The organism is Imperialibacter sp. (assembly GCF_040222385.1).
Lineage (GTDB): Bacteria > Bacteroidota > Bacteroidia > Cytophagales > Cyclobacteriaceae > Imperialibacter.
Genome location: NZ_JAVKDF010000067.1, coordinates 26,190 through 43,735, shown reverse-complemented (window position 1 = coordinate 43,735; position 17,546 = coordinate 26,190). Strand labels below are relative to the sequence as shown.

The window sequence follows — 17,546 nt, the reverse complement described above, 5'->3', positions numbered from 1 at the left end:
ATGAAACTTTGGGATAAGAATATAACCACCAACCAGGCAGTGCATCAGTTCACTGTCGGCAACGATCAGGTGCTGGACATGCAGCTGGCAGCTTTCGATATTTATGGCAACATGGCCCACAGCAGGATGTTGCAATCTATTGGCATTCTTACGGAAGGCGAGTCAAAAGAGCTGCACAATGGGCTGCTGAAATTGTTGGCTGAAGTGGAAGCGGGCACTTTCTCTATTGCGCCCGACACTGAAGACATCCATTCTGAAGTTGAATTTCGGCTCACCGAAATGCTCGGCGATCTTGGCAAAAAGATCCATACTGGGCGCTCAAGAAACGACCAGGTGCTGGTGGATTTGAAAATGTATGTGAGAGCTGAAATTGAGGAGATTGTCCGGCTTATTGAGCAGCTGGTCAGGCTTCTGGGTGAAAAAAGTGAGGCATACAAAGAAGTGCTTCTGCCTGGTTATACCCATTTTCAGGTGGCCATGCCATCTTCAGTGGGTTTGTGGCTTGGGGCTTATGCTGAGTCGCTTACCGACGACCTTGAACTGCTGTTGGGGGCTTACAAGCAGGCTAACAAAAACCCACTTGGTTCTGGTGCGGGCTATGGTTCTTCCTTTCCTTTGGACAGAGACCTTACAACCAGGCTGTTGGGTTTCGATGCTCCCAATGTGAACGTGGTTTATGCCCAAATGACCCGTGGAAAGCTTGAGCGCTCTACACTCTACTCACTGGCAGGGGTGGCACAGTCGCTCGCTAAGCTGGCCTATGACAACTGCTTGTACATGAGCCAAAACTATGGCTTTCTGTCATACCCCGATGAGCTAACAACCGGCTCCAGTATCATGCCCCACAAGAAGAACCCTGATGTGTGGGAGCTGATCCGGGCCAAATGCAACGAAGTGTCTGCGACTCCAACGGTGGTTCAGCAGGTTACCGGGAACCTGCCGTCTGGTTATCACCGTGATTTTCAGGTGCTGAAAGAGTACCTGATGCCATCCATTCAAAAAGTGAAGGACTGCCTGGCGATGACGCACCTTATGGTGTCTAATGTGAAGGTCAAAACGGATTTGGTAGCCAAGCCGGAGTACGATTACCTGTTCACGGTGGAAAAGGTAAATGAATTGGTGCAAGCTGGTGTGCCGTTTCGGGAGGCCTATCGTGAGGTGGCCAGGGAAATAGGTGCAGGCACCTACAAGCCCAACCGGAACATCAAGCACACTCACCTGGGGTCAGTCGGCAGTTTAGGCAACGAAAGAATCAAGGCCATGATGGAAGAGCGGGTAGCTGCTTTCAACTTTGATAAAGTTCATTCGGCATTGGACTCCCTTAAGAACGGGCAGTAGTCTCTGGCGCTAATGTTCACCGGCGCATTATCAGCTTTGCGGAAACCTTTCAATAGTTCATGGTACTTTAATAGAAAGCAAGTACAATGAAATCGATAGGTTTATTCCTCCTTCTTTCTGTTTCTCTGGTTTCCGCTGGCTACGCTCAAAATGCTATGGTAAGTGAGCGCCGGGATTTGAGACCGTTTAGCGCCATTTATGCCAAGGGAGGCATTGATGTGTATATCAAGCAGAATGACTCTACCACCACACTTGTTGAGGGCACCTTGCAAGAGATGAAATACCTTATGACAGAGGTTGTGGAGGATGTTTTGTATATCTACTATTCAGACAAAAGGCTGAAAGATGGGCGAAACCGCAAGGGCCGGGTGTATATTACTATGCCTGCAATAGCCGGAATAAAGAGCAGAGGAGGCTCTGATGTGTATGGAGAAGGCGTTTTTAGATTGGACGCCATAGAACTCATAGCCACTGGAGGAAGCGATATTCGAATGGCAGTAGCAGCGAAGAAGCTTGTTGCCAACTCTTCAGGTGGAGCCGATATTATTCTCAGTGGAGAAACCGATTTCTTTAAGGCTGATGCATCTGGTGGCAGCGACATCAACGCTCATGATTTGAAGGTGAAAAGGGCGGAGCTCCAAGCCGGAGGCGGAGCCGACATACACATATCTTTCGTAGACGAATTGTCAGCAGAAGTTCACGGCGGTGCTGATATTTCTTACAGAGGCACACCTGACAAAGTGTATGTGGTGCAGAAGGGTGGCGGGGATGTAAAGAGAAGGAATTGAAGTTTATCCTACCTTCTTAGGTGCTTGACCTTTATGTTGGCAGCTGAATCCTCAATTAACGTCGCCAGCCTTTTCCTTCGTGTGACTTCCTGCTTGGCACTAATCACCCACCAAATGGCTGGTTTTTTATAAGAAGGAGCCATGTTGTTGAAATTCTGCCTGGCCATTTGGTTTGCTTCAAAAATGGCTTCATACTCCTTTCCTAGTGCAATATTATTCTGCTCAAAGGAATAACCCTCTGACCATTTTTCTTCTCTTTTGCTAAATATTTCAAGACCTGCTGGCAGCATTAATCCCAGTTTTGTAAGCTCTGCAACCTTTTTGATATTCACTGCACTCCAGATGCTCTTCGGTTTTCTGGGTGTGAACCGAATCGAGTATCTCTCTTCGTCTATCGACCTTCTTATGCCATCTATCCAGCCAAAGCAAAGCGCCTGATCAACTGACTCTGGCCAGGTAATGCTCGGCTTGCCTGATGCTTTCTTGTAAAAGCCCACCAGAAGCTCAGTTTCCTGTTGGTGGTTTTTTTCTAGCCATTTTCGAAAATCCGATGGGGTTGGGAAAAAGGTGGGTGACATTTACATACTTTATTTGGTGATGCAATTTAGCGATACTGATCAAGCAAATAAAGTCATGGGAGAATGCGCCCGGCATCCCGTAAGATGGTTCTTCTTACACGGCCCTCATTCTGTTGTTTCTGGGATTGTGCTCAACTTCAGCCAATCCAAGAGCTTCCATCAAAGGCGGCAGGTACATACCAAACCGTCCCCTTAATCCTTTTTTTAACCCATACCATCCGCCCACAGGGTTTTCAGAAGACCTGCCCCAGGCTTCAACTGTGCCATCTTTGGCAGGCTTTTGCTCATCGGCCGAGCCTAAGTCCATCCAGTCGCCGTGCTTTTTGAGCATTTCATGGAGGTCTTTGATGCACCTGAAATCATAGTGCAACACAGTTTTTCCGACTGTGCACACAAGAATTTCCTTACCGTCCTTCACGTCTTTGTGCATTTCGTAGTCCGACGTCAAGGGTGGAGTCTTCAGCTTCCATGGATTTTCTTTGGTTCCTTTGTCAGTAGTCATAATAGGTCATTTTATGGTTGAGATAATTTCTGCTTCTTTCTTTAGATCTGCCGCATATTGTTCGAACGATTCCTTAAAGTCGGGAATGCTTTTCGCTGCCAGAGGAAACATCAGCCCGCTCATGGTTTCCTCCATGGTGAAGTTAACACGTCCGTCGCCCGTGGGGGAGAGAAGATAAGTGCGTGTGCCTTTAAAGAATGGAGCCATTCCATCGGCCCATATCATTTTCCTCTCAGGTTCAAACGCTGTGACCTTTAGCTTAAAAGTGCGTTTTGAGTCAAGCGTTGACTTCAACTTCACCTTTCCACCTTTTTTGATTTCGCCGTGCATCGAGACAATGGTGGAATTCCATCGGGGGAAGTCGGCGGCATTGGTGAGCAGCGCCCAAACCACTTCGTTGGGAGCCTGGATATTGATACTTACACAAGTTGTTCGTTTAAAAGTATTGGAAACTGCTATTGCTTTTCCATTTTGTGCATGTGATTGAAGTGCTGTTGTAGCCGTCATAAATAGCATTGTTTTAATAAGATGCGTCATTCGTTTTTGTTATCCTTTGGACGAATGAGCAACTCAAAACGATAGGCTACAGGTCAGGTTTCTTTCAAATAATTATCCATAACTTTTTTATTATGCTGTAAATGAAGGAGTTGTAACTCAGAGGCGCCGGAGTTAAATGGATCAAGATTTTGCAAGATTTTTGTTCTCATGTCGAAAAGCTCTTCTTTGTCTTTGCTTTGAGCCATACGGGCCATGTCAATCTTCATCACCTCTTCCTGTGCTTTTTGCTTCGGGTTGAAAATACCATTCAACTCTGTACACTGGTGGCAAGCCCCTTCTTTGTTGATGAGTGCGCATTTTTTATCAAAAATGGAAATCATTTTACTGCGGGCCTCATGCAGGTAGTATTTGGCCATGGCCTCAGACACCGAGAGAATCTCTGCAACTTCCTGTACTTTAAACTGATATACTTCCTTCAGCAGCAGGGCAAGTTGTTGCTCTATAGGGAGTGACTTGCCTATGCATGCAAAGCAGAAGGCAATGTGCTCTTTGATTTCGAAGTTGCCTTGCTGCGAGGTCATTCTCACCTGCATCATGTTTTGCAGAAAGTCTCTGTTTCCGAGCGCAGCCTCCCTGCAAATGTCTGTGACTGTCTCAGGCCATCGTTTTTTAGACCTCAGCAGGTCTTTGGCCAGGTTGCTGGCAATAGCGAAAAGCCATGTTTTGAGACTGGATTTTCCTTCGAAAGAGGAAAGCTTCTGATGTGCTTTGATATAGGTTTCCTGTACCAAATCTTCCGTGTCTTCCACACTGGCGGTCATTCTCAAAAGAAACGATTTTAGTTTTGGTCTTTCTTTTTCGAACTCAGTGTTTAACTGCGGCTCCGTATACATGATGTATGGCTTGAGGATGTTTTACAAAACTATAAACAACTCAGATTCCTCAATAACTTATGGCACAGAAAGCAAAGGACGTTTCTTGTCGGGGCGGGGAGCTTTAGATGCTGCCTGCGAGGATTGGAGCGATGATGGTAGTGGATCATCCTCCTTTTTGGGGAGGATGATGGGCTACCGCTAGAGGTTTATCGATTATTTCACCAACTTAACGTTGATGGCATTCGCTCCTTTTGGAGTCATTTCTGTTTCGAAAGTGACTTTATTGTCTTCTTTGATAGGCTCCATTAAGCCTTTGGCATGCACAAAAACGCTTTGTTGAGATTCCAGGTCTTTGATAAATCCGTATCCTTTAGATTCATTGAAGAACGTGACGATACCTGTTCTGGTAGGGTCTATAGGCTCGTTGGAATGTTTGGGAACTCCAATTTCTATATCGCCGGCTTTAGTGACTTTCTTTTTCTTTGGGTCGGGTGGGGTGGAAGTAAAATTACCATCTTCGTCGATATACATCAGCATATCTTCCAGGCTTTGGCCTTTAGATGAGTTGGCTTTTCTTTCTTCTTTCTTTTCTTCTTTTTCCTTCCTCTTCTTTAACTTTTTCTTTTCTTTCTCTTTCTTGTTAAACGTTTCTTGCGATTTACCCATTATAAGTATTTTGGTTTTAGTTGAAATTACCTGAAACAACCCGAGCGGCGATTTTCGGCGTTTTGCAACTCGAATGTAGATCGCAGCGAAAGAAGAAGAGCCCGGGAAAGCAATCCAGCAACCACAGATGTGTGGCTTTTGCAAAGGTAGTGATAAAAGAAATGAACCCCGCCTAATTGGCAGGGTTTATCTGTAGACTGGTTAAGATGCCGCTTACGACTCCGATTTGAGGGTCCTGGCGGGGTTGATGGCAGTCAGCCGGAATACCTGCGTTAACACGATGAAGATTGAAATGATAAGGCAGCAAACAGCAGAAATGGCCACCACCTCAACACTCAGATCGATGTGTAAAGGATAGTCAGAAAGCCAGTTGTCGGTAAACCAATATACCGCTGGCCCTGCGATGAGAACTGCCACGGCAAACAATTTGGCAAAGTCTGAAGATAGCATGTAGGTGAGCTGGAAAACCGAGGCGCCAAGAACTTTTCGAATACTTATTTCCTTGGTTCTGCTTTCAGCCAGGAAGATAATGAGACCAAATACTCCGCAGAGGGCAATGATGATAGCAACGGCCGTGAATGCACTTACGACCCGGAAGAATTGCTGCTCAGATGCGTAGGTACTGGCGAAAGCATCGTCAACAAAGGCCATCTCGAAAGGATCGGTAGAAAACTCTTTCCAGGTAGTTTCTAGCTGTTCCATAAGCCCGGGTAAATTTCCCATCGTTACCCTCATCAACACATTGTCGGGGCTTACCCTGTAACCCGGCCCGTAGACCATGTAGGCCACAGGAGCAATGGTACTGTGAAGCGATGTGTAATGATGATCTTCAACCACGCCGATTATTTTTCTGTTTTTGCCGCCAATCTCCACCACCTCATTGAGAGCTGATATTTTACCCATGAAATCCCTGGCTTTTTCATTGATGACTACCGACCTGCCTGAATCGGCCTCGAAGGGCAACGTAAAGGTAGCGCCTTCGGTCAGGTGAAGGCCAACGACATCGAAATAGTCTTTGTCGACCCCCACAATGTCGATGCCCCTTTCTGTGTCAGGCTCGGCTCCCTGCCAGTAAAATCCCCAGGTGTTTTGCATTCTTGCAGGCAGGGGCTCTCCCGAGGTTGCCGCCTTGTAAACACCCGGGATATTTTTGAACGATTCCTTGAGTACATCTATTCTTTGCTGCAGCCCACGATCATTCACTGCCACGTTGATCAATTGCTTCTGGTCAAACCCCAGGTCGAACGTCTTCATGTATTGAAACTGAAGGTAAACAACAACACTGCCCGTTATAAGGAAAATAGTGATGCAATACTGAATAGTGATCAAGACCTTTCTTGGCAGGCTGCTTGTTTTGCCTGAGGTATGCCCGCTGAGAGCAGCCACTGGCGAATACTTTGTGAGCACAAAAGCAGGGTAGCACCCGGAAAAGGCTCCAATGGTTACTATCCCAATTGCTGACCAAATCACTTCCCTCAGCCCAAAAACAGAGGCGGATAGTTGGAGACTCATCCAACTGTTGAGAAACGGGAGCGCAAGTATGATCAAGGCGATGGCAAATGTCGATGCCACCAATGTGTAAAAAACCGATTCAACGAGGATTTGGGTGATCAAGTCTGCACGCCCGGCACCGATGGTTTTTCTTAACCCAATCTCTTTGGCTCTGGAGAGTGCTCTTGCCGTGGAAAGGTTGACGTAGTTGAGCACAGCTATGAGTAAAATGAAGAAACCTATGGTGGAGAAAATAATGATATTGCCAATGTCTCCGGCGAGCTCATTTCCACCCATATTTTTGCTATGAAGATAAACGTCTTGCATCGGCTGAAAGTCCATCCCCAGCCTCTCCACCATGTCTTTGCCAAGGTATTTCTCAATAATAGCCGGCGTCTGTTCCCTGATGCCCGAATGTGCCAAATCAGGAATGAGGGCATAGGTTCTCACCCAGCTAAACCCCCAATGAGAAGCCAGGGAGGCGTACATTTTCTCAGCAACGGCCATCGAGCCGAGTCCAGAAAACTGGATGTGTGAGTGCTGTGGGGGATCGGCTACCACGCCAGTCACTTTTATGTTCAACTCTTCATTGCTGTCATAGATCTTCACTTTTACGACTTTATTCAATGGGTTCTCCGCACCAAAAAGCTTTTGACTCAGGCTTTGAGTAAGCACAAGCCCGCTGGGATCTGATAAAGCAGTTTTTGGGTCGCCGTGGATCAGTTTGAACGAAAAGAGGTCAAAGAACGTAGAGTCGGTCCAATAGAAATCTTCAACAAGTATTGGGTCGGCATCACCAATTTTTACAGGATCACTTCCCATGCTGCAGACTTTGATACCCGGAAACTCACTGCTAAGCACCTTGCCAAATTGAGAGGAGAGTGCGGCTGTGGGAGGGTCGACGGGGTCGGTTCTCAACACCCGGTAGAGTATGTCTTTCTTTTCATGAAACAGATCATAACTGGTTTCATTCTTAATGTACAACCCAATGTAAAAAACGGAAGCGATGCCGAAGAAGAGGCTGAGCAAGTTTACTGCCGTAAATACCCTGTGCCGGAGTGAATGGCGGAAAGCTATTTTGAAATGATTGATGAGCATAATGTTGATGTTTAGTCCTTTGAGTTTTTTTATCCGATAGAGCCTGACTGACCCCAGTACACCAAAAATGAAAAGCTGCGCTGCTTTTCGTTTGCCATATTGGGCCAGGTTTCTATCGTAGAGCTCGCATAAGTCCCCTTCGAGCTCGTCGATGAAACGAGCGGAACAGTACCAGCGCAGTAGTTTCACTGCCCACCGTGGCGGGGTATTATTCATAGTTGAGTTTTAAGTTGGGCATCAGGCTCCAGAGCTTCTCTCTTTGTTCTTTCACTTCGGCCAGGCTCCGCTCCCCCGAAGCGGTCACTTTGTACAGTCTCTTCTTCCTGCCACCCCGCTCTTGTGTAGCTCCACCAAAGTACGACTCGACAAAGCCTTTTTCTTCTAACCTGTAAAGAGCGGTGTGCACGGTGCTTACCGTCACCTTGCGGTCAATGTTTTTTTCAATTTCATCCATCACAGTGATGCCGTAAGCGTCACCATTCAAAATCGCCACTGTCAATAGTACGAGTTCCTCAAACTCACCAAGGTATGTTCCTTTCATATTTCAATCGTAAATGTAAACCAAATAAAATGATTAGATTCTTAAATGTCAATGAAATAAGAGTAAAGTTTATTGACCCATTGTTCTTGCCATGTTTAGGATTAGAAAAAATAGCTTTCATATCTAGCGGAACTTTCGCTATACTAGTTGTAAAATTCATCGTTATGAAAAGGCTTTCCGTTTGTTTTTTGCTTCTTATTTCTGCTTTCTCATTAAAAGCCCAATCCCTCAAAGCCCTTGTGGGTGGCACACTCATTGATGGTTTTGGAGGCACGCCCATACAAAACAGCGTCATCATAATAGAGGGCGAGAAGATCAAAGCTGTTGGAACGGTGGGCAGCCTGGAGATACCACCCGATGCTGAAGTCATTTCTACTGAAGGTATGAGTGTGCTGCCAGGCCTATGGGACATGCATGTGCATTTAATGATCAATGGCCACTCGGATTATGCTTATTGGGACAAGACATACCCTCCATTATTCAAAGATGTGATCATGCCAGCCTCTGCTCACCAACTGCTGATGGCGGGTGTTACAAGTGCCAGAGACCTGGGAGGCCCGCTTGAAGAAAGCCTTGCTGTGCGGGATGCGATTAACAGCGGAAAAATTACCGGGCCCACCATGTATATGTCAGGCCCATTTTTGCAGCATGCACCCTATCCCGGAACGGAGCAGTTTCGTTGGGGGGTGAGCGGTGAGAAGGATGCCAGAGAGAAGGTGCAGAAGCTGGCCAAGGCAGGTGTGGACTGCATCAAACTGATAGACCAGGATCAAATGACCTTTGCTGAAGTAAAGGCGATTGTGGATGAGGCGCACAAGCACAATTTGACTGTGGTAGCCCATTCGCACAGGCCAGAAGAGATAAGGATCGGTCTCAAAGCTGGTGTCGATTGCTTTGAGCACACAGGGCTCTCTTCAGCACCTGAATATCCGGCCGACATTATGGAAGCGCTTAAAGAACGAACCGCCAATATGAGCGCCGGGCCGCTATTTTGGACGCCGACCATCGAAGGCCTTTGGAATTATGAGTACTTGCGTGACCACCCTGAAAAGCTGGACAACGACTCCTGGCACCTTGGTCTTCCCGATACGGTTATTGCTGACATAAAGGCATCGATAGAATACCCTGGCCGGCTTCCGTACTTTCAGTTGACTCCGATTAGGAAGCCAACTTTGGAGAAAAAGTTCAGACAATTGCAGGAGGCTGGTGTGGTGATGCTGGTGGGTACCGACAGTGGTATTCCTATGAAATTTCATAGCCAAAGTACCTGGAACGAACTCGATATATGGGTGAGAGAGTTGGGGGTTGATCCGCTGCTGGCCATCAAAGGAGCTACCTACTGGCCGTCGGTCATTATGGGAGTAGACAAGCAGGTAGGAACAGTGAGCGAAGGAAAGTACGCCGATATTATTGCTGTTAAAGGCGATGTGCTAAAGTATATCAACCTGCTACAGGACGTTGATTTGGTGGTGAAGAGAGGGCAAAGGGTGAAGTAGCTTCAACCAGTCAAGCTTAGGTAGGTACTTATCGATTCCTCCTTCAAAGGCTTGTTGATATAACCCAATACCTCAAAGCTTTTTGCCCTCTCAAGGTCTCTGGGGTTATCGGATGACGAAAGAATGACCACCCTCATGAAGTCTTTTATTTTGAGATCGGAATTATGTATCTCTTCCAGAAACTCGAAGCCATTCATTACAGGCATTCTTATATCAAGAAGAATCAAATTTGATTTTCTTTTTGAAAGGCCTTCATTTTTAAGGTAGTCGAGCGCCTCTTTGCCGTTTCTGAATGGAATTATTTCTATTTCAGGATCAATTTTTCTAATCAATGAAATGCTAAGAAAATTGCTTATTTCGTCATCATCGACCAGGATTATTCTGTTAACTGGCATAGTTAGAAGCTTTAAAATTTGACTGTGAAAGTTGTTCCCTTATTCTCTTCACTAGCGACACTAATATTACCACCTCTTTTTTCTACCAGCCGCTTGACCATAAAAAGTCCTATACCGCTGCCTTCGACATGGTCGTGGAACCGGGAAAAAATGGAGAACAGCTTGTCCTTGTTTTGATTGAGGTCTATTCCAAGGCCATTATCCTCCACTGAGAGATAGGTGTGATTTTCTTTAGAAAACGTCCTTAGTTGTATTTCAAGATCTCTTTCTGTCGATCGGTATTTTAATGCGTTGGTGACTAAATTGTACATAATACTTTTTAATGTTGTGTGTGAAAAGTGAATCGAGTCGATAGCGAAATCTCGTATGATCTGCGGTTTGGCAGTTGCCACCATGTTCACGTTTTCCTCTAACACTTCCGCCAGCACCTTATCGAAAGACACCTCGCCAACATCTTGTTCTTCAGTTCGCTGTATCTTGACAACGGAGGAGATCTGATCAATCGTGTGCCTGACTTTCGATACTGATTGTTCTATTTTTTGAAAAACCTCATCCGCTAGATCTTTTTTGTCTGTGCTCTTCAACATGGCTATAAGCCCCTCGATATTATTGATTGGCGATTTAAGGTCGTGGGAAGCGGCGTAGACGAAATTATCCAAATCTGAATTAATTTCTCGTAGTTTTTTATTAGACTCCTGTAGCTCGTCGGTTCTCGTCAACACAGTAGCTTCAAGCTCATCAGTGGTTTTTAATTGGAGAGCTTCTGGGAGCACCTTAACTAAACCAATTACGGCAACCCAGGAGATAATTCCGGTAATGAAGAGGACAGCTGCACTGAGATGATAGGCGGGAAACCAAAACAATGTTGCGTCAACGAAATGGGTGGTGCCGCACGCTAGTATGAATAAGATGAAAAGCCAGAATATTTGGACAAAGGGCAGGTTGTTTTTTCTCTTTCGTATGAAATAGAACAAAATGAACGGGATGGTAAAATAGGCAAGGCCGATGGATATGTCAGAAAATATATAAAACCATCCGTGAAGTGAAGTCCACTCGCCACAAACCCACCGTGGCGGCCATTTGTTTGTAGTAAATAGTCCGAAGAAATCATCTCCCATAACTTTTTTCTTTTTAACGAATAAAATAACAGCATAATATGCATGCAGTGCTGTTGACGAGAATGCAAAGAGGTTCCTTAAGGTGCAATGATGATAAGTGATTAAATCTATGTTTTCAATTTAATCATTACCAAAAACAAACAAATGCCTGAGTCCACTTTATTTGCCCGGCATGGCAATAAAGTGCCGACAAGGGAATGAATTCTGGTAATTTTTAACGCCACTGGGTAGGTTTTTAATTTTTCGTCCACTGTAGATTCACTATATTTCGATTCACAGATTGATTCGAGTGAATCTTAAGTTTTTTCTTGAACTACAAAACCAAAAAAAGCATGAATACCATTAAAGGCCCTGCCATTTTTCTGGCGCAGTTCATGGGCGATACAGCGCCTTTCAACAACCTGGAAAGCATTTGCAAATGGGCAGCCAAGCTCGGCTACAGGGGCGTTCAGATTCCTACCTGGGATCCTCGCTGCATTGACCTTAAAAAATGTGCGGAGAGCAAAACTTATGCTGACGAGTTAAAAGAGAAGGTAAAAGCCTGTGGAGTTGAAATTACCGAGCTTTCAACACATTTACAGGGCCAGCTTGTAGCTGTGCACCCTGCTTATGATATTATGTTTGACGGGTTTGCTCCGGCTGAATACCATGGAAACCCAAAGGCAAGACAGGAGTGGGCAGTGCAGCAAGTGAAGTGGGCAGCCAAAGCTTCACAAAACCTGGGAATCAACGTTCACGCCACATTTTCGGGCGCTCTCGCATGGCCTTATTTATACCCATGGCCTCAGCGTCCGGCTGGCCTGGTAGAGGCGGCTTTCAAGGAACTGGCCAACAGATGGAAACCTATTTTGAACTACTTTGACGAGTGTGGAGTAGACGTTTGTTACGAAATTCATCCCGGAGAAGATCTTCACGACGGGGTAACGTATGAGATGTTTCTGGAGGCCACTGGCAATCACTCCAGAGCTAATTTGCTCTACGACCCAAGCCATTTTGTGCTACAGCACCTGGACTATATCCAATACATCGATTTTTATCACGAGCGCATCAAGATGTTCCATGTGAAAGACGCTGAATTTAACCCAACAGGAAAGCAGGGGGTATACAGCGGATTCCAGTCGTGGATCAACCGGGCCGGCAGGTTCCGTTCACTGGGCGACGGGCAGGTAGACTTCAGCTCTATTTTCACTAAACTTTCGCAGTACGGCTTCGACGGTTGGGCGGTGATGGAATGGGAGTGCTGTATCAAAAGCCCTGAGCAGGGAGCCGAAGAGGGGGCGCCTTTCATTCAGAGCCATATCATCAGAGTAACTGAAAAGGCGTTTGATGATTTTGCCTCATCTGGCATGGACGACGAGACCAATAAAAAGATACTTGGTATCAAGTAGTCTATGACGTTACTACCAGTAACCTCCATCGGTTTTTAAAGATCATTTGCAAGGGATGCTAAGACATTCCTTGCATTTTTTTGTTTATAAAGTAGCGTACAGATCTATTGGGGGCTGTGACATTAATCTGACTAAGCTGATGAATAAATAACCATGGGAGATTTTACAGAAGTCCATTCAGGTGGAAGAAGGAAATTTATTCAAACATCAGGCTTGGCGCTGGCGGGGTTGGCGTTGCTTCCCAGCTGCTCGCCATCTAGTCCGGGCAGAAGATACGGGCTGCAGTTGTATACGCTAAGAGAGCAGTTGTCGGCAGATTTGGAGGGTACACTTAAGTCAGTGGCAAAAATAGGCTACAAAGACCTTGAGATTTTCGGTTATGCTGATGGTAAAGTCTTTGGAGTAAATCCTTCGGAGTTGAGGAAGATGGTGGAAGACCTTGGGATGAAACTGGTGAGTGGCCACTACCTGACAGGTAATTTTAATGCTCCCTGGCAAGGCACGTTATCGAACGGATGGGAAAAGGCAGTGGAAGATGCCAATGTTATGGGGCTTAAGTACATGGTCAACGCATTTCTATTTCCCGAAGAGAGGCAGTCAATTGATGACTATAAGAAGTTGACGGACTTGTTGAACGCTTCAGCCAAAGTGGCAAAAAACGCAGGCATCCAATTTGGCTACCATAACCATGATTTTGAATTCCTGGAACTGGAAGGCCAGCTTCCTATGTATGTTATTATGGATGGAACGGACGACGACCTGGTTGTTGCCGAGTTGGATATATACTGGGCAACAAGAGCGGGCTACAGTCCTATCCATTTCTTTAAAAAATACCCAAAAAGAACTGCGCTGTGGCATGTGAAGGATATGGCAGATTCCGATGATAAAGAATTTACCGAAGTGGGTAACGGCGTGATAGACTTTAAAGCAATTTTCGAGAAGTCTATGCTGTCAGGAATGAAATACTTTTTTGTAGAGCAGGATGTGTGTCAGCGGCCTCCTGTCGAAAGTATTGCAATAAGCTACAAGAACTTAATGAAGTGGGGGATTTGAAGACTTTGAACAAGACGATGAAGGGTTGGCTTGGGATAGCAATATTGGTAATGAGTGTCAGCATGAATGTTTCAGCAAGGCAGCTGACCCAAACAGTTAGAGGAACAGTTGTGGACAACACAACAAAAGAGCCTCTGGTAGGTGCTTCGGTAGCGCTTCTTCCATTGGCGGGTGGTGTGGGCACGTCAACAAACGAGTTTGGGGAGTTTGAGATAAAAGATGTGCCCGTCGGTCGGCAGTCCATACAAATTACCTACACAGGTTATAAGTCCGATATTGTAAGAGAGCTACTCGTAGTGTCGGGAAAGCAGAATGTGGTGCATGTGGCATTGGAACAGTCGCCCCTGGAATTGGAAGAGGTGAAGGTATCAGCAGCATCGGACATTCAGGAGTTTGAGCAAATGAGCCAGGTTGACATCACGGCCGAGCAATTTCAACGCATTGCTGCCAACTACCTCGATCCTGCCAGGGTGGTAATGAGCAGTCCCTCTGTGGCGAATACCAACGACCAAAACAACGCTGTTTCTGTCCGGGGGAACTCACCCATTGCCAACACCTGGAGGTTGGAGGGCGTAGAGATTGTAAACCCCAATCACCTGGCCAATGCTGGAACAATAAGTGATCGCCCGACCCAAAATGGTGGTGGTGTGAACGTGCTGAGTACACAAATGCTCGACAAATCTTCTTTCCTGATGGGGTATATGCCGGCAGGATATGGTAATGCCATTGGTGGTATTTTTGACATGAACCTGCGGCGAGGGAATAACCAACAACGGGAGTACACCGCTCAGGCGAGTCTTATAGGTCTCGATTTCGCCGCAGAGGGGCCATTTAAAAAGGGTGGCTCGGCTTCCTACTTAGTGAATTACCGTTATTCGTTTACTGGCGTTCTTGCTTTAATGGGAGTCGACTTTGGAGGAGAAACGATCAAATTTCAAGACCTTTCGTTCAATGTGTCGCTGCCGGAAACGCCTATTGGCAAAGTAACGTTGTTTGGTGTAAACGGATGGAATAGTAATGTGTATCGGAGGCGAAAAGGGAGGGCCACTGTTGATAAAGAATTGTCGGACATCGACTATGCTTCATCTATTTATGCCTATGGTATCACGCACGAGGCTACACTTGGAGGCAAAAACAGTTGGAGGAATGTTTTGGTGTATTCTTCAACGACAACCGAAAGAGACCAAATAACCCATGAATTGAACGACCCATCGCTCACTTTGTCTACTAAGGACAACGAACAGGTAGCAAAGCTATCTTTTGCTTCAAGCGTAATGACCAGATGGGGGGATCGTATAACCTCCAAGGCGGGCGTAAGGGGAACTACCTACCAGTGGGGGATTGACCGATTTGAATGGGATTCTTCCAATCTAACTTTTAATGGCATACCACAACCTGATTTTAACTTAGATATCAAAAGCTTGCTTCTGCAGCCATTTGTAAGTGGTAACTTTGCCATAGGCTCGAAAGTTGACCTTGATCTCGGTTTAAATTCCTCCTGGTTTGGTTACACCAAAGAGTTTTTGCTGGAGCCCAGGGCAGACCTGGAAGTAAGAATGACACCAAAGACTTCCTTCTCTTTCAGAAGCGGTATTTATAGCCAGGTGCTATCACCCTATGCCTACTATACAGCCACCTCTTTTCAACCATCAGGACAGCCAGTCGCCTTATCAGACCGAGGGAACCCTGGTCTTCGATATGTCAAATCGTGGTCAAGCGAAATAGGCTGGACTCAAAAAATAGGTAATTCGGCTACTTTGGGTGCGACTGCGTTTTACCAGTCTTTATATGACCTCCCAAATTCATACGATGGGTATTATGACTACTTCAACTATATGAATTATGATGGTACTTATCCACTTGATGTGCTTGCTTCAGGTGGGAAGGGGAGAATATATGGAGTTAGTCTGGAGCATCGACAGCAAATTGTGAACGGGTTTTACATTTGGTGGGGTGGCTCAATGTATCGCTCCGAGTACCAGGATTTATTTGGGAAATACAGGGCGTCTAATTTTGATGGTAGATACAGCGTTAATGCCACTTTTGGAAAGGAATGGATGGCAACGAAGAAAAACGGCATTGAAAGACTTTTTGGGGTTAATTCGAGAATGCTTTATCAGGGAAGTTTTCTACAGCAGGGGCCTGATGGAATCGGAGGACTCTTTTTCGCAAATCGACTTGGTGATTATTTCAGAGTCGATATGAGAGTGCAGTGGACCAGGTTTAAGAAAGGACACACGCAAATGTTTGCTATAGATATTCAGAACCTGCTGAATATTGAAAACCCGTCATATTATTATTTTGATACGGTTCAAAACAAACAAATCTTAAAATACCAACTAGGAATGATACCAGTATTAGTCTACAGAATAGATTTTTAATCATGACAAAGAAAGTAATTCACGGAATTCTTGCTGCGCTGTTTGTGCTATTCACCTATGTGCAGTTCAACGATCCAGACCCGGAGAGATGGGTAACATTGTACGGCATGGTAGCCGGATTGAGCCTGTTGCATGGTTTTTGGAAGCCATTGCCGTATGTGACCGTGGCGCTGATGGGGCTATGCCTGATATGGGCGCTTACGCTTACCCCTGGCATGCTTGAATGGTTCTCTTCGGACGATAAGTCGGAAATGCTGGGGCACATGATGGACGATAAGCCCTACATAGAGCAAACCAGAGAGTTGGGTGGTTTGTTAATTGCCTCAGCCGCCTTGTTCTACCTTTGGTGGAGCTCAAGAGCTAAAAAGGAAGAGCAAGCCTGATTGCCCCAATTCACCAGCCTGATTTCACAATATAGGGAGCTATGCGGTGCCTGTTTTTTTCAAACAGGTAGTGCATAACGCCGTCTTTCAGTCCCACATCCGGCACTATGATGTATCGGGCGTGGGCTGCTTTCATGGCTCCCAGGTAGATTTCAGAGGCGGGTATAATCACGTCGGCCCGGTCATGATTTAGCTGAAGCTTGAAAATGCGCTCCTCCAGTGTAAGCTGCGATAGTCTTTCAACGACTTCCTGAGCCTTCTCATAACTCAGCTTCTTGCCTTTCTTAATGCCCGACAGCTCAAATATTTTGGATATGTTTCCGCCAGTGCCAAGCGCCGTAATCTTTTGTGAATGAGTCGGGATTTTCTCCTCAATCCAGGCCTTCATTTCCTTCCACACTTCTGGTGAGTCTTTTTTATCGAGTCTCCTAACCCCACCCAGACGGAACGACCTTGATGCTACTTTTTCTCTCTGCAAATAAACGTTCAGTTCTGTACTTCCTCCGCCCACATCGATGTGTAAAAAAGGAGCATCGGTGATGTGAGTGTTGACTGCCCGGTTGACCAGCTCTGCCTCTGTGTCTCCTTCAATAATGGTTATTTCCAGCCCTGTTTCTTCTTTTACTTTTTTCTTCAGTTCTTCACCATTGCTTGCTTCTCTCATCGCCGATGTAGCGCAGGCCATATAATCGTCCACTTCATACAGGTCGATGAAAAGCTTGAAGGCTTTCATCAACTTAATAAACTTGAGGCTGGTTTTCTCACTTATTTGCCCTTGTGAAAAAACGTCGTGACCAAGACGCAATGGAAAGCGGATGTACTCAAGTTTTTTGAAGACCACATCATTGTCATATTCGATGACGTTAGTGACCTGCATTCTAATGGCATTGGAGCCAATATCTACGGCAGCTAGTTTCACGCTGCAAAATTAGAAGAATTACTATTAGGAAGCATTGC

Annotated in this window: 17 protein-coding genes; 7 read left to right on the top strand and 10 right to left on the bottom strand. The window is 45.8% G+C overall.

Annotated features, from left to right (window positions below; translation table 11 throughout):
* Both argH and RIG68_RS28650 read left to right on the top strand, forming a co-directional pair.
* Positions 1 to 1,338, top strand: coding sequence for an argininosuccinate lyase (argH, locus tag RIG68_RS28655; RefSeq protein ID WP_350130449.1), 1,338 nt, complete (start codon positions 1 to 3; stop codon positions 1,336 to 1,338).
* A gap of 86 nt (positions 1,339 to 1,424) precedes the next feature.
* Positions 1,425 to 2,126, top strand: a complete 702-nt coding sequence (locus RIG68_RS28650; RefSeq protein ID WP_350130447.1) for a head GIN domain-containing protein — start codon at positions 1,425 to 1,427, stop codon at positions 2,124 to 2,126.
* An 8-nt stretch (positions 2,127 to 2,134) separates the two neighbouring features.
* On the opposite strand, the gene RIG68_RS28645 is transcribed toward RIG68_RS28650, so the two are convergent.
* From RIG68_RS28645 to RIG68_RS28615, 7 genes are all read right to left on the bottom strand, one after another.
* Positions 2,135 to 2,704: a YdeI/OmpD-associated family protein gene (locus RIG68_RS28645; protein WP_350130445.1), complete on the bottom strand. Its 570-nt coding sequence runs from the start codon at positions 2,702 to 2,704 to the stop codon at positions 2,135 to 2,137.
* Positions 2,705 to 2,798: 94 nt separating this feature from the next.
* Positions 2,799 to 3,206 carry a DUF6855 family protein gene (locus RIG68_RS28640; protein ID WP_350130443.1) on the bottom strand — a complete coding sequence of 136 codons (408 nt, stop codon included), beginning with the start codon at positions 3,204 to 3,206 and terminating at the stop codon, positions 2,799 to 2,801.
* Positions 3,207 to 3,212: 6 nt separating this feature from the next.
* Positions 3,213 to 3,713, bottom strand: coding sequence for an SRPBCC family protein (locus tag RIG68_RS28635; protein WP_350130441.1), 501 nt, complete (start codon positions 3,711 to 3,713; stop codon positions 3,213 to 3,215).
* A gap of 83 nt (positions 3,714 to 3,796) precedes the next feature.
* Positions 3,797 to 4,597: an RNA polymerase sigma factor gene (locus tag RIG68_RS28630; RefSeq protein ID WP_350130439.1), complete on the bottom strand. Its 801-nt coding sequence runs from the start codon at positions 4,595 to 4,597 to the stop codon at positions 3,797 to 3,799.
* A gap of 195 nt (positions 4,598 to 4,792) precedes the next feature.
* Positions 4,793 to 5,245, bottom strand: coding sequence for a cold-shock protein (locus RIG68_RS28625; protein WP_152000448.1), 453 nt, complete (start codon positions 5,243 to 5,245; stop codon positions 4,793 to 4,795).
* Between the two features lie 213 nt (positions 5,246 to 5,458).
* Entirely contained in the window at positions 5,459 to 8,050 is a 2,592-nt protein-coding gene (locus RIG68_RS28620) for an ABC transporter permease (protein WP_350130437.1), read from the bottom strand.
* The gene (locus tag RIG68_RS28615) at positions 8,043 to 8,375 is read right to left on the bottom strand and encodes a PadR family transcriptional regulator (RefSeq protein ID WP_350130435.1); all 333 of its coding nucleotides are present in this window, start codon (positions 8,373 to 8,375) and stop codon (positions 8,043 to 8,045) included. Before RIG68_RS28615 ends, RIG68_RS28620 begins: the two co-directional genes overlap by 8 nt.
* A 164-nt stretch (positions 8,376 to 8,539) precedes the next feature.
* Between RIG68_RS28615 and RIG68_RS28610 the strand changes: the two genes are divergently transcribed.
* Positions 8,540 to 9,871 carry an amidohydrolase family protein gene (locus tag RIG68_RS28610; protein ID WP_350130433.1) on the top strand — a complete coding sequence of 444 codons (1,332 nt, stop codon included), beginning with the start codon at positions 8,540 to 8,542 and terminating at the stop codon, positions 9,869 to 9,871.
* Between the two features lie 2 nt (positions 9,872 to 9,873).
* Here the strand turns inward: RIG68_RS28610 and RIG68_RS28605 are convergent, their stop codons facing one another.
* Positions 9,874 to 10,266, bottom strand: coding sequence for a response regulator (locus RIG68_RS28605; protein ID WP_350130431.1), 393 nt, complete (start codon positions 10,264 to 10,266; stop codon positions 9,874 to 9,876).
* Between the two features lie 11 nt (positions 10,267 to 10,277).
* Entirely contained in the window at positions 10,278 to 11,384 is a 1,107-nt protein-coding gene (locus RIG68_RS28600) for a sensor histidine kinase (RefSeq protein ID WP_350130429.1), read from the bottom strand.
* 332 nt (positions 11,385 to 11,716) lie between these two features.
* Between RIG68_RS28600 and RIG68_RS28595 the strand changes: the two genes are divergently transcribed.
* From RIG68_RS28595 to RIG68_RS28580, 4 genes are all read left to right on the top strand, one after another.
* Positions 11,717 to 12,772 (top strand): sugar phosphate isomerase/epimerase family protein, encoded by a 1,056-nt coding sequence (locus RIG68_RS28595; RefSeq protein ID WP_350130427.1) that lies wholly within the window; start codon positions 11,717 to 11,719, stop codon positions 12,770 to 12,772.
* A 153-nt stretch (positions 12,773 to 12,925) separates the two neighbouring features.
* On the top strand, positions 12,926 to 13,825 hold the full coding sequence (locus RIG68_RS28590) for a sugar phosphate isomerase/epimerase family protein (protein WP_350130425.1): 900 nt from the start codon (positions 12,926 to 12,928) through the stop codon (positions 13,823 to 13,825).
* Positions 13,822 to 16,206 (top strand): TonB-dependent receptor, encoded by a 2,385-nt coding sequence (locus tag RIG68_RS28585; RefSeq protein WP_350130423.1) that lies wholly within the window; start codon positions 13,822 to 13,824, stop codon positions 16,204 to 16,206. Before RIG68_RS28590 ends, RIG68_RS28585 begins: the two co-directional genes overlap by 4 nt.
* Before the next feature lie 2 nt (positions 16,207 to 16,208).
* On the top strand, positions 16,209 to 16,589 hold the full coding sequence (locus tag RIG68_RS28580; RefSeq protein ID WP_350130421.1) for a transmembrane 220 family protein: 381 nt from the start codon (positions 16,209 to 16,211) through the stop codon (positions 16,587 to 16,589).
* Between the two features lie 10 nt (positions 16,590 to 16,599).
* Here the strand turns inward: RIG68_RS28580 and RIG68_RS28575 are convergent, their stop codons facing one another.
* On the bottom strand, positions 16,600 to 17,508 hold the full coding sequence (locus tag RIG68_RS28575) for a Ppx/GppA phosphatase family protein (protein WP_350130419.1): 909 nt from the start codon (positions 17,506 to 17,508) through the stop codon (positions 16,600 to 16,602).
* Positions 17,509 to 17,546 lie beyond the last annotated feature (38 nt).